Source organism: Bacillus sp. FSL W7-1360 (assembly GCF_038592975.1).
Lineage (GTDB): Bacteria > Bacillota > Bacilli > Bacillales > Bacillaceae_D > Shouchella > Shouchella lonarensis.
In genome coordinates this window covers 1,216,429-1,232,307 of record NZ_CP151950.1, presented here as the reverse complement: position 1 = coordinate 1,232,307, position 15,879 = coordinate 1,216,429, and the positions used below count along the sequence as shown (strand labels likewise).

Annotated in this window: 18 protein-coding genes and 1 pseudogene; 17 read left to right on the top strand and 2 right to left on the bottom strand. The window is 43.7% G+C overall.

Annotation, left to right across the window (positions count from 1 at the left end; genetic code table 11):
• Positions 1 to 43 precede the first annotated feature (43 nt).
• The gene (locus tag NSQ26_RS06150) at positions 44 to 2,527 is read right to left on the bottom strand and encodes a YncE family protein (RefSeq protein WP_499719759.1); all 2,484 of its coding nucleotides are present in this window, start codon (positions 2,525 to 2,527) and stop codon (positions 44 to 46) included.
• A 210-nt stretch (positions 2,528 to 2,737) separates the two neighbouring features.
• Here NSQ26_RS06150 and dpaA point away from each other — a divergent pair, with 210 nt between their 5' ends.
• Both dpaA and NSQ26_RS06140 read left to right on the top strand, forming a co-directional pair.
• A complete protein-coding gene (gene dpaA, locus NSQ26_RS06145) occupies positions 2,738 to 3,622 on the top strand; it encodes a dipicolinic acid synthetase subunit A (protein ID WP_499719758.1) in 885 nt (294 codons plus the stop codon).
• 13 nt (positions 3,623 to 3,635) lie between these two features.
• A pseudogene (locus NSQ26_RS06140) lies at positions 3,636 to 3,965 on the top strand (dipicolinate synthase subunit B); the annotation flags it as partial.
• Positions 3,966 to 3,976: 11 nt separating this feature from the next.
• Here the strand turns inward: NSQ26_RS06140 and NSQ26_RS06135 are convergent.
• Complete coding sequence (locus NSQ26_RS06135) at positions 3,977 to 5,593, bottom strand: recombinase family protein (protein WP_499719756.1); 1,617 nt, start codon at positions 5,591 to 5,593, stop codon at positions 3,977 to 3,979.
• Between the two features lie 412 nt (positions 5,594 to 6,005).
• Between NSQ26_RS06135 and NSQ26_RS06130 the strand changes: the two genes are divergently transcribed.
• The 15 genes from NSQ26_RS06130 to NSQ26_RS06060 all read left to right on the top strand — a co-directional run bounded on the left by NSQ26_RS06130 (position 6,006) and on the right by NSQ26_RS06060 (position 15,730).
• Positions 6,006 to 6,752, top strand: coding sequence for a Cthe_2314 family HEPN domain-containing protein (locus tag NSQ26_RS06130; RefSeq protein WP_499719754.1), 747 nt, complete (start codon positions 6,006 to 6,008; stop codon positions 6,750 to 6,752).
• A 92-nt stretch (positions 6,753 to 6,844) separates the two neighbouring features.
• Positions 6,845 to 7,276 carry a terminase small subunit gene (locus NSQ26_RS06125; RefSeq protein WP_499719752.1) on the top strand — a complete coding sequence of 144 codons (432 nt, stop codon included), beginning with the start codon at positions 6,845 to 6,847 and terminating at the stop codon, positions 7,274 to 7,276.
• Complete coding sequence (locus tag NSQ26_RS06120) at positions 7,257 to 8,540, top strand: PBSX family phage terminase large subunit (RefSeq protein ID WP_499719750.1); 1,284 nt, start codon at positions 7,257 to 7,259, stop codon at positions 8,538 to 8,540. Before NSQ26_RS06125 ends, NSQ26_RS06120 begins: the two co-directional genes overlap by 20 nt.
• A gap of 14 nt (positions 8,541 to 8,554) precedes the next feature.
• Positions 8,555 to 9,937: a phage portal protein gene (locus tag NSQ26_RS06115; RefSeq protein ID WP_499719749.1), complete on the top strand. Its 1,383-nt coding sequence runs from the start codon at positions 8,555 to 8,557 to the stop codon at positions 9,935 to 9,937.
• A complete protein-coding gene (locus NSQ26_RS06110; protein ID WP_499719748.1) occupies positions 9,934 to 10,815 on the top strand; it encodes a minor capsid protein in 882 nt (293 codons plus the stop codon). Before NSQ26_RS06115 ends, NSQ26_RS06110 begins: the two co-directional genes overlap by 4 nt.
• Before the next feature lie 163 nt (positions 10,816 to 10,978).
• Positions 10,979 to 11,551: a capsid assembly scaffolding protein Gp46 family protein gene (locus NSQ26_RS06105; protein ID WP_499719746.1), complete on the top strand. Its 573-nt coding sequence runs from the start codon at positions 10,979 to 10,981 to the stop codon at positions 11,549 to 11,551.
• A gap of 11 nt (positions 11,552 to 11,562) precedes the next feature.
• Positions 11,563 to 11,892, top strand: a complete 330-nt coding sequence (locus NSQ26_RS06100; RefSeq protein WP_499719744.1) for a hypothetical protein — start codon at positions 11,563 to 11,565, stop codon at positions 11,890 to 11,892.
• Between the two features lie 2 nt (positions 11,893 to 11,894).
• Complete coding sequence (locus NSQ26_RS06095) at positions 11,895 to 12,962, top strand: major capsid protein (protein WP_499719742.1); 1,068 nt, start codon at positions 11,895 to 11,897, stop codon at positions 12,960 to 12,962.
• A complete protein-coding gene (locus NSQ26_RS06090) occupies positions 12,959 to 13,285 on the top strand; it encodes a phage head-tail connector protein (protein ID WP_499719741.1) in 327 nt (108 codons plus the stop codon). The genes NSQ26_RS06095 and NSQ26_RS06090 overlap by 4 nt, the downstream gene beginning before the upstream one ends.
• Entirely contained in the window at positions 13,282 to 13,584 is a 303-nt protein-coding gene (locus tag NSQ26_RS06085) for a hypothetical protein (protein ID WP_499719739.1), read from the top strand. Before NSQ26_RS06090 ends, NSQ26_RS06085 begins: the two co-directional genes overlap by 4 nt.
• Positions 13,577 to 13,912, top strand: coding sequence for an HK97-gp10 family putative phage morphogenesis protein (locus NSQ26_RS06080; protein ID WP_499719737.1), 336 nt, complete (start codon positions 13,577 to 13,579; stop codon positions 13,910 to 13,912). Before NSQ26_RS06085 ends, NSQ26_RS06080 begins: the two co-directional genes overlap by 8 nt.
• Before the next feature lie 10 nt (positions 13,913 to 13,922).
• Complete coding sequence (locus NSQ26_RS06075; RefSeq protein WP_499719735.1) at positions 13,923 to 14,303, top strand: hypothetical protein; 381 nt, start codon at positions 13,923 to 13,925, stop codon at positions 14,301 to 14,303.
• Between the two features lie 13 nt (positions 14,304 to 14,316).
• Positions 14,317 to 14,835 carry a phage major tail protein, TP901-1 family gene (locus NSQ26_RS06070; protein WP_499719734.1) on the top strand — a complete coding sequence of 173 codons (519 nt, stop codon included), beginning with the start codon at positions 14,317 to 14,319 and terminating at the stop codon, positions 14,833 to 14,835.
• Positions 14,835 to 15,368, top strand: coding sequence for a head fiber protein (locus tag NSQ26_RS06065; protein ID WP_499719732.1), 534 nt, complete (start codon positions 14,835 to 14,837; stop codon positions 15,366 to 15,368). The genes NSQ26_RS06070 and NSQ26_RS06065 overlap by 1 nt, the downstream gene beginning before the upstream one ends.
• Before the next feature lie 2 nt (positions 15,369 to 15,370).
• Entirely contained in the window at positions 15,371 to 15,730 is a 360-nt protein-coding gene (locus NSQ26_RS06060) for a tail assembly chaperone (RefSeq protein ID WP_499719730.1), read from the top strand.
• Positions 15,731 to 15,879 lie beyond the last annotated feature (149 nt).

The following is a 15,879-nucleotide window of genomic DNA, read 5'->3' as shown; positions in this document are numbered from 1 at the left end:
AGTCCGCATCATCGCACACGATGCGGATTAACTGTACTCACACTTACATATCAAGAATTTGTACCCAACGTGGGTTTCCACCAACTGTGATTGTTGCAAAGACGTTATTTGAAACTTGATCCACTAATGCTATGACATCTGGATTGGCATTTCCGTTTGTTACATAAACGACAGACGCAGAGAAATTGTTTAAAATGTTTGGCACCGGTAAAGAGTTGACGGCAAGTTCACGACCGTTGGTGCCAAAACCACCAATGGTTGTAATGATTGTGTTGTCATCGGCATCAATGACATAAACCCAACCATTTGGAGCTGCTGCGTTGCGTTTTACATAAAGACGATTGGTAAGCGTGTTAATATCGCAGCCTATTGGACCTTGCACGTTAGTAATCGTGTGAATAACTGTATTGCTTGTCGTATCAATGACAGAAACTGAAGTACCACCGTTGTTGGCAACGTAAGCGCGGCTAGATGCTGGGTTGACAGCAATTTGATGATCGCCAGTACCAACGGAAATGTTTTGAATCACTGTGTTAAAGGTGCCACTCGTTTCATCGCTGTCAATAACAGCAATTGAGTTAGTACCCAAGTTAGAAAAGTAGACAACGTTTTGTAAAACATTCACATTTCCTTCTAATGGTTGGCTAATACCGGTGGCAATGGTTGTAACGAAGTTATTGTCGCCATCGTAGACAGAGATATTACCACTTCCAAAATTTGAAATATAAACATAGTTATTATTTGGATTGACAGCGCCTCCCCTAGGAGTAGTTCCGGCTGTTAGTGTTGCGATGACTGTATTCGTTGTTGCATCAATAACGGAAGCATTTGCACTACCTGAATTTGAGACATACACCCGATTATTAGACGGATTGACCATTCCACCCCAAGGCGAGGTTCCTACAGTAATTGTCGCGATGACGGTATTCGTTCGACCGTTAATAACGGAAACGTTATTCGTGTCGCCATTTTGTACATAAACAAATGGTGTTGTAAAACCATCTCCTGTTGGTCCCGGAGGTCCAGTCGGTCCGGTCGCCCCGGTCGGTCCGGTAACACCAGTCGGTCCAGTCGCCCCGGTCGCGCCAGTTGCCCCAGTGACCCCGGTCGGTCCAGTGACCCCGGTCGGTCCAGTGGCGCCGGTCGGTCCAGTGGCGCCGGTCGGTCCAGTGACCCCGGTCGGTCCAGTGACACCAGTCGGTCCAGTCGGTCCAGTCGCGCCCGTAGCGCCGGTAACGCCAGTGATGCCGGTCGGTCCAGTCGGTCCAGTCGCCCCCGTAGCGCCGGTCGGTCCAGTCGGTCCAGTCGCCCCAGTCGGTCCAGTGGCGCCGGTCGGTCCAGTGGCGCCGGTCGGTCCAGTGGCGCCGGTCGGTCCAGTAACGCCAGTGACACCGGTCGGTCCAGTGGCGCCAGTCGGTCCAGTGGCGCCGGTCACACCGGTCGGTCCAGTTGTGCCCGTGGTGCCCGTAGCGCCAGTGGCGCCAGTCGGTCCAGTCGCCCCAGTCGGTCCGGTCGGTCCAGTGGCGCCAGTCGGTCCAGTGGCGCCCGTAGCGCCCGTAGCACCAGTTGGTCCAGTGGCGCCCGTAGCGCCGGTCGGTCCAGTGGCGCCAGTCGCCCCGGTCGCGCCCGTAGCGCCCGTAGCACCAGTTGGTCCAGTGGCGCCCGTAGCGCCAGTCGGTCCAGTGGCGCCAGTCGGTCCAGTGGCGCCCGTAGCGCCCGTGGCCCCTGTAGCGCCGGTGACCCCAGCCCCGGTCGGTCCGGTCGGTCCTTGTGTACCGAGCGCTTCCCAAGGGTTCCAAGTTGTTCCTGTATCATCGGTTGCACTTCGTACATAAATCGTTGGGTTGCCAATAAGCAATTGTAAAATGGATGTTGTCGGTCCCGGCGTAATGACAGAGACATACAATGTCCATATCGGGCTTGTAAACCCAAGTGGACCGTTCACAGGTCCGCCAGCATTCCCTTCAGAACTGTACACACCCTCGGTAATAAACGAATCTAGGTCACTACCGGATGGCACTTCTTCATAAGGGAAAGCACCGACATCTTCCGCATTTAACGTCAAACTACCATCTGGTGCAGCAGTGATGCCGTTAATGTTTTCAATGCCGCCGGGAATATCGCCAATGGTGAGGATGACATTGCCACCGGCATCGGGAAGGATGTTGTTGACAGCGACAACATCTCCTGCGGGTCCCGTCGCCCCGGTCGCCCCAGTGGGCCCAATCATTGTTGGAATGTTCGCAGCTGCTTTCATTTTTGACTCAAGAATAATTTCTTTCTTGAAAATCGTGTCAAGCATGTCGGCAGCACTTTCGTTGACAGATAATATTTCTTGTAATGTGGCAGGTGGACCAGTGAGGCCATTCAATGTCCCTAAGGCGTACTGAATTTTCTCTCCTTCCGCATTAATAATATGCGCCAAGCCCATTTCCTCCATCGCGATTGATGCGAGCAGTAAATTGACGACATCGTCGCGATCGAGGGTAATATCGGGCGTGAAATTGGGCATGTTTGGTTGGCTCATTTTCTTTCCCTCCATTAAAATAAATTAGATGACTGAATAAGTGACGGCTACTCTATTTGTATGTGCTTTTTTTCTTTTGGTGAGCCATTGTGCCCATCTTGTCGTTGAAGGGCAACCTTTCCTTTTTCGCCGGGTCCATTTGCACATATGCCCATACATTGCATAAGATAATGTGGAAGAAATGTTTTAAAGAAAGGCAGGAGGTGTGCCATGTTAACCGGCATGCATGTGGTCATGGTTGGTGGTGACGCACGGCAGTTAGAAATCATCCGCAATTTATCAGCGCTCGATGCAAAAATCTCGCTCGTTGGGTTTGAACAGTTAGACGACGGATTCATTGGTGCAAGTAAGCAGACAATGACAGAAATTGATTGGGGTACTGTCGATGCGGTGCTATTACCTGTAGGTGGGATGGCTAGTGACGGGACGATTAGCAGCATTTTTTCAGATAAACCATTAAAACTTGGGGCGAGACAATTAAATGAAACGTCTGATCAATGCCCGATTTACACAGGTATTACATCGAAACGATTGGATAAATTGGCAAACGATACATCATGCAAAGTCGTTGTGCTTATGAATCGTGATGATGTGGCAATTTATAATTCGATTCCAACCGCAGAGGGCGCAGTCATGTTGTCGATCCAACATACTGACTATACGATACATCATGCAAATGTTGCGGTATTAGGTTTTGGTAGGGTGGGTATGACGGTAGCGCGTACATTTCATGCGCTAGGTGCCCATGTAAAAGTAGGTGCGAGAGACGGCGCCCATTTGGCGCGGGCAACAGAGATGGGGCTAGAAACATTCCCGATGCAACAAGTGAAAGAGGCGCTTTGTGATATTGATATCGTCATTAATACGATTCCGGCAAAAGTTGTGACAGCACGGGTGTTGGCAGAAATGCCGCAACATGCTTTTGTGCTTGATTTGGCATCAAGACCAGGAGGCGTTGACTTTTCTTATGCCGAAAAGCGCGGTTTAAAGGCCATGCTTGCACCAGGGTTACCAGGGATGGTGGCGCCAAAGACAGCGGGAAAAATTTTAGCGAATGTCATTGCAGATTTATTGCTTGAACAAGCGAATGGGTGAAGGGGGGATAGCGATGTTGTCAGGGAAACATATCGGGTTCGGTTTAACGGGTTCACATTGTACGTACGAGGCGGTGTATCCGCAAATTGAAAAACTTGTAAAGATGGGTGCGAAAGTGACACCATTTTTAACGTATACCGTTGCCAACACAGATACAAAATTTGGCGATAGTGCCGATTGGCTTGCTCGCCTGCAGAAGATTACAAGTGAACCTTTTGTGAATTCAATGGTAAAAGCAGAACCGTTTGGACCAAAAACACCGCTCGATCTTATGATCATTGCGCCAATGACGGGAAATTCGATTTCAAAATTCGCGAACGCGATGACCGATTCATCAGTTATTACTTGATGGCACTAAAATTTTTCAGATACAATATTTCGCTTTAGATAAGGGGTTACAGAGATCTTCGAGGGTGTTCTGCCGCGCCCTTTTTCCGTGACTTCAACTGTAACTCGTTCAAATATTGAGTGTAGAATTTCATTTTTGTGCTCAGGGTTTTGAGTTGCTTCATACGCATCTAACAGTGATTTGATGTTCTTTTTTACAACTTTAGTATCCAAGACATCCGCCTTCGGTTTATCGTCAATGATATGAATTTTGTTTAGTTCATTCATTTTCTTGTCAATTTCACTTTTGCGCTCTAAAAATACTTCATCTGAATATATACCTTTTTCGAATTTCTCATAAACAAAACTCATGCGTCGCTTTAATTCTTCTTTCGCACTTTTAATTTGCTTCTTTGTGCTTTCTGTATCCACAGTTCCTTTTTGTTGACCGATGATATTCTTGATTGTCTTATGCAATGTTTGGTCATCCAAATTTATCAAAACAAGCAGTGTATTTTTTAGTTCATCTTCAACTTGTCGGTACTTTACGTAAGTACATCCAACGGTTGTGCATGTCAGAAATTCTTGTTTGTAAAGAGAGATGGTCCCGTCTTTTTTTCTATACTGCTGGGTAGGAGAACGTCTTATTAAAGCGCGATTACACTTTGCACATTTGCATACTCCAGCTAATTCACGTGCTCCAAAATCGAGCCTTACCGGATTTAGTTTATTAGCATCGTTTAGCCGTTGTTGTACAATATACCAAGTCTCGTTGTCGATAATAGCTGGACAAGCGTTATCAACGTATACATGTTCATTTTCTTCCCGGGGTTCTTTTTTTCCTGTATTTGTGGTTCTTGTGGTCTGATACTTGAGCCTTCCAATATACCTCTCGCTCGATAATAGTTCTTTTAGGGTTGTATAAACGAAGTTTGAACCCTTTTTTGATTTGATGCCCATTCTGTTCAAGTATGTAGCCAGTGCATGTAAACCAACTAGCCGTTTTTTTCCACGATCTATAATACCATAGGCGTATAGATCAAAAATCGTTCTTATGATTTCTGCTTCATTTTCTTTTATAACAAGTTTTTTTGTTTTTGGGTCGTATCCAAAGCCAAAGGGTGCAGGTCCAGATACCCATTTTCCTTCTAACGCTGCATTATATCGTCCACCTGATAATCGTTCGCGTGTTGTTTCAAATTCTTCTCTTGACATAAAAAGTTCGAAACGTATTTGACGTAAGTCAGATGGATTTCTAGGGTCATAAACTTTGTAAGGGGTAATGATAAAGATGTTTTTGCCGACAATTAAGTCGTATATAACCCCCATATCTGTGTAAGAACCACGACCCATACGGCTGATTTCTTTAACAGCTATGGCATCATATTTTTTTGCTTTTAAGTCCTTTATGACTGACTGGAAAATCGGGCGAGATGAGATTTTATCACCGGAACCAATCTCTGAGCGTTGATCATATAAGACTTCGTATGCGGTTAAAACACGATCCATTAGCGTCTTTTGTTCGTGCAGAGTGTCTTCTCCTGTTTTCTTTTCATGTTCGATGTCTTGGCGTGATCGTCTTAGGTAATTAATAACCCGTGTGATTTGCAATTCATCAATTAAGCGTTTACTTGCATTGCTCACATCTTTTACCCCCCATTTTTAGTGCACCGTTATAATTGGATATTATCATATTCATTTTGGAAAAGGCAAATGTTTTGTACAGACCGTGTATGATTTATGTATAAAAAATGTATAATTAAAACATAAATGTATGTAATTTGCATGCTATAATATTAATATAGCGATCTCTAGGATCGAATACGTTACAGCATCTGTTATGCCGCATCCGTGGTATAGCAGGTGCTTTTTGGCGTAGTTCAGACAAAAGACTGAACTGTAGCGAATGGATTTTCAAAAGGGTAGGGATTTTTTTATAATAAGTGTGTGACACATAAGAACAGGGAATACACCACGGTTGAACTGCGGCTCTGATGTTGACGATATACATGATGTTATATGCTTGCTATAATATCAATAATCGGAGGTGCTTTTTATGAGCAGAAAAGTTGACTTGTTAGAGAGGTTAAGGTATCCGACAGATGATGAATTCAGTGAGTTAGGGAAAGAATTGAGCATTGATTGGAAGAATATATTTTTGGAACGTGTTGGAAATAGAAATGAGGATAGTCCAGTTGATTATTTCTTCGGTCGTACAGAGCTGATCCATGTGTACGGAGAATTTAATAGCAGAGTTTTTCATACTAGAATGGCTTACAAGTTGGCTTTATTCGCCTATGATAAAGGGATACCCGATGAACCTTGGAATTCACCATCTGGAAGCGACGGAAGGAGTACACTCTTTCCCAACTTTACCGAAAACGTGCATTATGCGAATCAATTCTGGTTTTTCTTTTACGCGGAAAGTTTTTACGCAAAGTTTCAAGGGATAATAGACTTTTTATACCATGTGATAAATTTACGATATGGTTTTTACGTGGAAACTGGGCTCGATTTTAAACGGAAAGTGTCTAAGGAGTTGAAGAAAAGTGGCCCTGACTTTTTGGTACTGTTACAGCGTTATTGGAAAAATAATGACTATCGCCAGCTAAGGGAATATAGGAACGATATTATTCACAATTCTAGACCCGGTGATATATCAGATAGAATATCGAAGCATGATAGTGGAGTAGTATCGTACGGAATAGGTAAGTATACTCCATCCGAAGAAATTAAACGGAACATGGATGCAAATATAAAAGTTTTTGGTGAGTATATGCTTCTTTTTAAAAAATATTTATAGTAGCGAGAAACACATAAAAACAGGTCTACACTACGGTGTGGATCTGTTTTTATGTGTTTCAACATGGAGACCGAGGAGGGGGTTAGAATGAAATGAAATTAAAACTAACAGAGAAACAGAGAAGATTTGCCGATGAGTATATACGTTTGGGCGAGGTTACTAAAGCGGCTGTCAACGCTGGATACAGCGCTAAAACAGCATATGCGGCAGGAAGCTCAACCTTGAAAAAACCTGCTGTTAAGGCTTATCTAGACAAACGTTTTGGAGAACTGAAAAAGAAGGAAATAGCGGAGCAAGACGAGATACTTCAGTTTTTAACCGCCGTTATGCGTGGAGAAGCGAGTGGAACGGCATTAGTCGGTAAGGGAATGGGCGAACAAGAAGTGAAACAAGTACCACCTGCTTTGAATGAGAAAGTGAAAGCCGCGGAACAACTCGGTAAACGATACGGAATGTGGACGGATAAGCAAGACATTAACCTAATAGTGCCGGAGATTTATGACGATGTCCCAACAGAGGATTAGTATAGCTAAGTTAATTGGCAAGGGGTACAACCAGTTTTGGCATGATCGTAGTTTTTACAGAGTTGTCAAAGGTTCTCGTGGCTCGAAAAAATCTAAAACAACAGCGCTTAACATCATTTACCGTATGATGCGTTATCCATGGGCAAATACACTCGTGGTGCGGAGATACTCCAGCACGTTGCGTCAATCGTGTTATACCGATTTGAAATGGGCGATCCATAAGCAACAGGTGGCTCATCTTTGGAAAACGAACGAGAGTTTACCTGAACTAACATATCTACCTACAGGGCAAAAAATATTATTTCGTGGCTTAGACGATCCGTTGAAAATTACCTCCATCACTGTGGACTCGGGGCTTATCACCTGGGCGTGGTTTGAAGAGGCTTATGAACTGGAGTCAGAACAAAAATTTCGCACGGTGGTTGAGTCCATTCGTGGTTCTCACGATGATCCTAATTTTTTTAAACAAGTCACAATCACATTTAATCCATGGAGCGATCAACACTGGCTAAAGCGAGTGTTTTTTGACGTGGACACACGAGAACAGGACACATTTGCACTAACAACAACGTTTAGAGTAAACGAATGGTTGGATGATCAAGATAGGAACCGCTATCTAGGTTTGTATAAGACCAATCCCACACGTGCTCGAATAGTTTGCGATGGTGACTGGGGAATTGCGGAAGGTCTCGTATTTGAAAACTTTCAGGTGGTCGAGTTTGATCCGATTGAAAAAATTAAACAAATACAGGAAACAACGCACGGTATGGATTATGGATTCACTAACGACTCTACGACGCTTGTCACTGCAACTGTGGACTTAAAACAACGGGAAATATGGATTCATGATGAGCACTACGAAAAAGCTATGACCACAGATGATATTTACCGGATGTTGGAGGAAAAGCAATTACTGAAAGCATCTATAACTGGTGATAGCGCTGAACCTCGATTGATCAAGGAATTAACTATGAAAGGCGTGCGCCGACTACACAAGTCCACAAAGGGTGCAGGCAGTGTACGGCAAGGGATCAGCTTTTTACAAGGATTTAAAATTTATATACATCCCACATGTGTTCATACGATTGAAGAATTTAATACTTATACATTTAAGCAGGACAGGCAAGGTAAGTGGTTGAACGAGCCAATAGATGCGAATAACCACATTATCGACGCTTTGCGCTATAGCATGGAGCGATACCACCTAGGCAAAGGAAGCAATAGAGACGAGCAATACAAAGCCTTACAATCACTTGGTTTGTGAAGGAGGGAAAATGAATGCAGTCAGGAAAAAGACGGTTTCCGAGGCAAGCGAATGAACATTTTCGTTATCCCAGTTCGGAGCTATTAGTGGAAGATAGAGAAGCGCTGGCACGAATGATTCAAACGCATAAAAAAGTACAGGTGCCGCGATTGTGGGAGCTCGAAGACTATTACCGCGGGGATAATCAAACGATATTACGAGCCAACAGAAGACGTGAGTCTCATCTTGCTGATCATCGGGCAACGCATAACTTTGCCAAGTATATTACCTCTTTTATCCAGGGTTATATGATCGGGGTACCTCTTAAAACGAGTTATCCAGATGACAGCGTGAATGAAATCATTCGGGATATTAACCGTCAAAATGATGCCGATGAACATAATAGCAATTTAGTGTTGGATTGCTCAATATACGGTCGAGCGTATGAGCTACTCTATCGAGACCGCAATGACAAAACACGATTCACGGTGTCGGATGTGCGTGAGACGTTTGTGATCTATGATGATACGGTAGAAATGCATTCAATCGCGGCAGTGCGGTATACGTCTAATGCATTTAATGATGGTACGGTCACAGTGCAGCTGTATACGGACCGACAAGTGTACACATACCGAACCGAGAGCATCTTTGATGAGTTTCATGAGATTTCTATAGACGATCACCATTTTGGATCAGTTCCAATTGTGGAATATCAAAACAACAAGTTCAGGCAGGGTGACTTTGAGGATGTATTGAGTTTGATTGATTTATATGACGAAGCACAAGCCGACACGGCAAATTACATGACAGATTTTAATGATGCAATGTTGAAAATTACTGGGAACCTTGATTTAGACGTAGAAGACGCAAAAAAGATGAAAGAAAATAACATCCTATTTCTCCGCACAGAACCGAGTGTGGAAGGTAATGCAAGTCGAGCAGATGCAGACTACATTTACAAGCAGTATGATGTACAGGGGACGGAATCGTATAAAACGCGATTATTCAATGACATTTTGCTTTTCGCTAGCATACCTAACCTGTTGGACAACAAATTTTCTGGTAATCAAACGGGTGAGGCATTGAAGATGAAGCTGTTTGGATTATCGCAAAAAAGAGCAATCAAAGAGCGTTTATTTAAAAAGTCGCTAAGAGATCGCTATCGCTTAATAAGAAACATGATGGTGACAGCAAGCGAAGGTGATTTTGATGTGAATGACATTGTGATTTCGTTTACCGAGAATTTGCCTAAGTCAGTTGATAAAGAATTAGAGTGGTTTGCTAAGCTAGGTGGAAAGTTGTCTGATGAAACGTTGTTGTCGCTGTTGTCATTTGTGGCGAATCCAGCGGAAGAGCTAGAAAAAATCAAAAATGAAGCACCAAGTGTGGACTATGATTTTGAGCGTGAACACGGATGAGTTACTGGAGAGAGCGAGAACAAAGGCATATCCAGCAGCACATTTTAAATGACGCGCAAGTTGAACGCCGATTACAACAGATACAGCGACAGGCGATGAGAGAAATACAGCAACAAATTAACACTTTTTTAGCACGTTACGCCGAAAAAGAAGGCACCAGCATAGCAGAAGTGCGAAAGCGTATATCTAGGTTGGACATGGACATTTATAGCGAGAAAGCACGTCGTTACGTGAGAGAAAAGAACTTTACTCCACAGGCTAATCAAGAAATGCGGCTTTATAACCTCACAATGAAGACAAATCGCTTAGAGTTATTAAAAGCGCATATCTGGCTTGATCTTGTCGCAGCTGCAAATGACATGGAACGGTATATGTTGGCTGAATTGAAAAGTGATGTACTAGCAGAATTCGAAAGGCAAAGCGGCATGCTCGGAAAAACAGTAGAGACATTGCGAACGGAGAGAAACGCGGCTATGGTTGTCAATGCATCGTTTTTGTCGGCGACATGGTCAGACAGACTGTGGACTAATCAAGACGCATTGCGGTTGAAGTTAGATGGCTTATTACGCCGCGCAATAACTCAAGGCATACACTCTAGTGTGCTGGCTCGTGAAGTCAGAGACGAGTTTGGTGTGTCCATGAAACAGGCTACGAGGTTGATGAGAACGGAAAAGGCGCGAGTGCAGACGGATGTGCAACGTTTGAGCTTTGAACAATCTGGATATGCGGAGTACGTGTTCATTGCCGAACATGATTCGTGCGATGTATGCAAGGCAATGGATGATCAAGTTTATAAGGTGGCGAGTATGCAGACAGGGGACAATGCACCGCCTATGCATCCGAACTGTCGTTGTTCCACAGCGGCTTATATGTCCTAAGCAATGACGTAAAACTGCTTGAGAAAATCGTGTGTGGGCATGAACGTAATTGATATAGAAGCATTAAAGATGGTCGTGGATGGGCAAATATTGCGTGTCTGGGGCTTTTTTGTGTTGATATAGCAGGTACGGAAATGTGTGCATGGGAAGTGGAGGATACACAATGAATGAATCGCAAGTTGTAAACGAAAATGAAACTGTTGATAAAAGTGAAGAAGAACAAGTGAACGAAGAATTACAGAAGAAAATTGAAGCTGAATCTGATCGTAAGCTAGAAAAAGCGCTAGAAAAGAAGAAAAAAGAATGGCAGAAGCAAATGGAAGAAAAAGTGAAAGAAGCTCGGAAAGATGCTGAGGAATATGCGAAGTTGACGGAGCGTGAGAAGCAGGAAGCCGACTATAAAAAGCGTTTGGAAGAGTTGGAAGCAAAAGAACGTCAGCTAAACGAGCAACAACTACTAACGCAAATTGAAGCTGATTTAAAAGAGCATCAATTACCATCCGTGTTTGCACCAGCATTGTTGTCTATTGGTGATAACGAGAAGATCAAAGAAAGCATTGTTGACATTAAACAGCATTTTGATGATGCAGTGAATGAACGTGTAAAAGCAAAATTACGACAAGACACACCTTCTGCATCAGTTGGACAACAACAGCAAAGCAAGCATAACTTTGCAGAGCTACGCAACAAAGCAGAAAAACAACAAAATCAAGCCCCGAATCCGTGGGCAGAGTGAGGAGAGATATTATGTATGTAAACAAAAAAATGGTTGAATCAGACCCATCGTTTGTATCGAGTCATCATCATATTAATCGTACTCGTACAGCAACAAAAGAAATGGCAGTACAGGAAGACGGACATTATATCGTAAAATCAGGTACGGTGTATCCAGCCAATGATGCATCCGCGGAAGGCATTGTATACCACAGTGTTGACGTAACAAGTGGAAATCAGCCAGTTTCAGTAATGGTAGAAGGTTATGTATATGAAGAACGTTTACCACAGCAAGTAACACCCGAAGCAAAAGAAGCAATGAAACAGATTAAGTTTGAGTCATACAACAAGGGAGGTATGTAAGCATGGCACGTATAGAAGATATTTTATCAAATGTAGATTTACAATCATATGTACAGCAACGCACGCATGAGTTGACAGTAGGTGACACGTTGTTTCCTGCCGAAAAAACAGAGGACTTTGAAGTAGAGTACATTTTAGGGGCAAATGCAGCGCCGATTAGTGCGTCTATCCACGCGCATGACACAGAATCACAAGTGGCATCGCGTGAAGGATTTGCGACAGTGAAGCAAGATATGGCATTGATCAAGCGTAAAATTAAAATGAATGAAAAGTTAATTACAGCTTTGTCTAAAGCCAATCGTGAACCAGAAATTCAGACGGTTTTAAATCAGATTTATAACGATGTCGATAATATGGTGAATTCAGTACGCACAAGAGTGGAAGTGATGCGATTTGAAGCACTCTCGACAGGTAAACTTCAAGTCAATGAAAACGGGTTTGCAACAACTGTGGATTACCATGTTCCAGAAGAACAAAAAGTGACGTTGGATGGTGAAAAAGTTTGGACTGATCCAATGGCGAAACCGCTAGAGGACATTGAGGACTTTGTAAATACAGTAGTCATGCAGACGGGTACAACGCCGACGCGTATTTTAACATCGCGTAAGGTATTAAATGCCCTCAAGCGTCACGACTCTGTACGGTCGGGTGTTTACGGTGCCAATAGTGCACGTTTGTTATCTAATGCGGAGTTAAACACGTTTTTACAGGCACAAGGATTGCCTACGATCGCCACAGAAGACCGCGTATATCGTGTACAAAACAATGCAGGGGGATACATTACAAAGCGTTATTTTCCGGAAAATGGACTTGTCGTGCTACCCGATGGTGAATTAGGAAAAACGATTTACGGTGTCACCGCGGAAGAAGTAGAATTGCGCAACATTACTGGTAGTCAGTTTGCCAACTACGGTCATGTGATCGCACAAGTGTATTCCACACCTGATCCCGTGGCTAGATGGACTAAAGCAGTTGCAAAAGCACTACCATCCTTCCCGACAGCTAATCAAGTATTAATTGCGACAGTGCTTGGCGAGGATGGAAAAGTTGTAGACGGGGTAGACGGATGATCAAGTCTGTAAAGTCGCTACTTGGCATCAAAGACGACTTGCAAGACGAGGTAATCAGCATCATTATCGACAACGTTACAAGCCATTTACGATTGATGCTAGAAAAAGATGTGCCGAAAGAACTATCATTTATTGTGGTAGAAATTTCGGTACGTCGTTTCCAGCGTCTCGGATCGGAAGGGATGAAATCGGAGTCCACAGAGGGGCATCAAGTGACTTTTTATGACCTGAAAGACGAATTTGTCCCGTATATGGATATTATCGCCCGTTACAAAAACGATGAACAACGGTCTCCTAGGCGTGGGAAAGTGATGTTTTTATGAGTTATCGCGACCGATTAACTTTTGTTAAAGAAGAGAGTCGTTATAATCCAGTCACGGGGAAGCATGAGCTGGTGGAGATGAACAAAGATGTACAACCGTGCCTTTTGTCGGTTCTAAGTACAGAGAGAACAAACACTCTTTTTGGCAATATTGATCAACGTATTATTGTTGCGCGGTTACAGCGCCCGTACACAAAAGCATGCGACTATGTATTGATCGACAACAAAAAGTATCATATCAAACGCCAATCCAACTACCGGAAAGGCGTTTTCTATTTGGAAGGTGGCGCGCATGGCTAGAATTGAAATTCGTGGCGCAGATAAGTTAATTGGACGTCTAAAAAAAGGAAACGACCTAAGCGATGTCAGACGTGTGATCGCCCGTAACACCGCAGAGATGCAAGCAAAGACGCAACGTGAAGCGCCCTACCGCTATGGTGATTTGAAGCGAGATGTCAAACAAGACATCACAGATAGCGGCATGTGTGGGAAAGTGTCCTCGACTGCTCCATATGCGCCTTACCAAGAGTACGGCACACGTTTTCAATCAGGTAAACCACACGTCCGACCTGCATTTCATTCGCAAAAGGGCAAGTTTATCAATGACATGAAGAACTTGATGAAGTAGGTGGTAACAAATGAAATCACCACAACAACAAATATTTGATGCAGTGTTTGCGGTAGCTGTGAAACTAGGTTACCGCACGTTTGATCACCTGCCAGCAACAACTGTGGAATACCCGTTTGTCTTTGTCGGTGAGCAGTTTGCACAGGATCGGCAGACAAAAACAAGTGTGTACGGTACCGTGCAACAAACAATGCACATCTATCATATGCACCGCAAACGCAGAGAGTTAACAGACATGATGCATGCACTTCAAGCAGAATTACGAAGAATTAAGCACACGGAAACATTCTATGTATCATGCAAGGGAATAAAGCTGCAAGCAATGCTAGATAGCAGCACGCCAGAAACATTACTCCACGGTGTGTTGGAAATAGAATTTACATTTAACTAGGAGGGAAATAAACATGGAAATGATGCAAGGTAAAAATAAAATCTTGATGTTTCGGAACCTGAAAAAACAAGACGAGGAAGCTGCAAAACTTGTATTCCAGACGGAACATACTTTTTCTTACTCTCGTTCGCTTGATCGTATTGTTACTAAAGATGGTACGGTGGTCAAAGTCGGGGAACTTGAAGCAGAAGTGAGCATCGAAGCAATTCAGGGTAAAGGTGATCCGGTACTTGCGATGTTACGTGATGCGGCGATCAAAGGCGAGAAACTAGAAATCTGGGAAGTGTCAGTCGATGAAGATTTAAAAAATGAAGAGGGGAAATATCCGGCTGTATATGCGCAAGGCTATTTAGATAGCTGGGAACCCAGCGCAAGCGCGGAAGACGAAGCGACCGTATCGTCGAATTTTATTGTGGAATTAGAACCGCAAGCAGGATATGCCACACTGACGCAGGAACAAGAAGAAGCGGTGCAATACGCATTCCGTGATACTATTTCATCTGATGATGATTTAGAAGGGATCGAGGGATAATGGCACAATTTAGAGCGCTAATTAAAGAGGATGTACCCTCGAATCGACTTCTGGTAATTGCAGGTGGAGAAGGAAAAGTAGAGGTGGCACTTGCAACTGTGGGAAGTACACCTGATTTTCACTCAAAACGAACATTTGAAGCTAATCAAGAAGTCATTGTAACTATTAAGAATGAAGCTATTTGGGAAATTGAAGCAGGAGAAGACCTAACGGCTGGAACTAGTGTGCAAGTTGGGAATGGCGGTGTATTAGTATCGGCAGAAAATAGCGGGATTGGTTATGTTGCAGAAAGTGCGAAGTCTGGGGAAGTTGTTAAGTTAGTACGCCGTGCAGCAGGTGGATCAGGTGAACAAGGCCCACCAGGAAAAGATGGTAAAGATGGCAAGGACGGAAGAAATGGTACAGACGGCCAAGATGGTGCACCTGGTAGAAATGGTCAGGACGGTAAAGATGGAAGAGACGGTTTTCCGACAGAAGAACAATGGAACGCAATGGATGCGCGAGTGACCGCACTTGAAGAGGGAGGAGAATAAACATGAAGATCACTATTGGGAAAAAAGAGTACCAGCTAGAGTTCGGACTCAAATTTGGCAACGAGATGGATAAAAGGTATAAGCAAAAAGTACAGGGCGGGATTGAGTTCGGCATGGGCATCAATATGGCATGCATGTATCTGAGTCAAATGAACACGTCTGTACTAAAAAACATTATTTCCTCGGCGTTGTCTCACTATAAGAGCAAGCCGTCAGAAGACGCAATCGAAGAGTACATCGAAGCATACGCCGACCAAAACGACGGTCTCGGAAGTTTGTTCAACCAACTGGAGGAAGAGTTGGGAAACTCAAAAGTGTTGAAGGCGACGATCGAGAAGTTCAAGAAAAACGCCCAAGCGTAGTTACAAGGAAAAGCTCAGACGAGACGTATAAAGAGATCATACTGAACTGTTTTCGTTATCTATCATTCGAACGTCTTTCAGACATTGAAGTATTGTCGCTACAAGAATACACATTGCGAATGAAAGCATACCAGCTACAACGTGTGGAT

Coding starts and splice junctions, on each gene's coding strand:
- NSQ26_RS06110 (WP_499719748.1), top strand. CDS start 9,934: ATGAGTTACTGGAGAGAGCGAGAACAAAGGCATATCCAGCAGCACATT.
- NSQ26_RS06100 (WP_499719744.1), top strand. CDS start 11,563: ATGTATGTAAACAAAAAAATGGTTGAATCAGACCCATCGTTTGTATCG.
- NSQ26_RS06125 (WP_499719752.1), top strand. CDS start 6,845: ATGAAATTAAAACTAACAGAGAAACAGAGAAGATTTGCCGATGAGTAT.
- NSQ26_RS06065 (WP_499719732.1), top strand. CDS start 14,835: ATGGCACAATTTAGAGCGCTAATTAAAGAGGATGTACCCTCGAATCGA.
- NSQ26_RS06075 (WP_499719735.1), top strand. CDS start 13,923: ATGAAATCACCACAACAACAAATATTTGATGCAGTGTTTGCGGTAGCT.
- dpaA (WP_499719758.1), top strand. CDS start 2,738: ATGTTAACCGGCATGCATGTGGTCATGGTTGGTGGTGACGCACGGCAG.
- NSQ26_RS06060 (WP_499719730.1), top strand. CDS start 15,371: ATGAAGATCACTATTGGGAAAAAAGAGTACCAGCTAGAGTTCGGACTC.
- NSQ26_RS06070 (WP_499719734.1), top strand. CDS start 14,317: ATGGAAATGATGCAAGGTAAAAATAAAATCTTGATGTTTCGGAACCTG.
- NSQ26_RS06080 (WP_499719737.1), top strand. CDS start 13,577: ATGGCTAGAATTGAAATTCGTGGCGCAGATAAGTTAATTGGACGTCTA.
- NSQ26_RS06130 (WP_499719754.1), top strand. CDS start 6,006: ATGAGCAGAAAAGTTGACTTGTTAGAGAGGTTAAGGTATCCGACAGAT.
- NSQ26_RS06115 (WP_499719749.1), top strand. CDS start 8,555: ATGCAGTCAGGAAAAAGACGGTTTCCGAGGCAAGCGAATGAACATTTT.
- NSQ26_RS06090 (WP_499719741.1), top strand. CDS start 12,959: ATGATCAAGTCTGTAAAGTCGCTACTTGGCATCAAAGACGACTTGCAA.
- NSQ26_RS06085 (WP_499719739.1), top strand. CDS start 13,282: ATGAGTTATCGCGACCGATTAACTTTTGTTAAAGAAGAGAGTCGTTAT.
- NSQ26_RS06095 (WP_499719742.1), top strand. CDS start 11,895: ATGGCACGTATAGAAGATATTTTATCAAATGTAGATTTACAATCATAT.
- NSQ26_RS06120 (WP_499719750.1), top strand. CDS start 7,257: ATGTCCCAACAGAGGATTAGTATAGCTAAGTTAATTGGCAAGGGGTAC.
- NSQ26_RS06150 (WP_499719759.1), bottom strand. CDS start 2,527: ATGAGCCAACCAAACATGCCCAATTTCACGCCCGATATTACCCTCGAT.
- NSQ26_RS06105 (WP_499719746.1), top strand. CDS start 10,979: ATGAATGAATCGCAAGTTGTAAACGAAAATGAAACTGTTGATAAAAGT.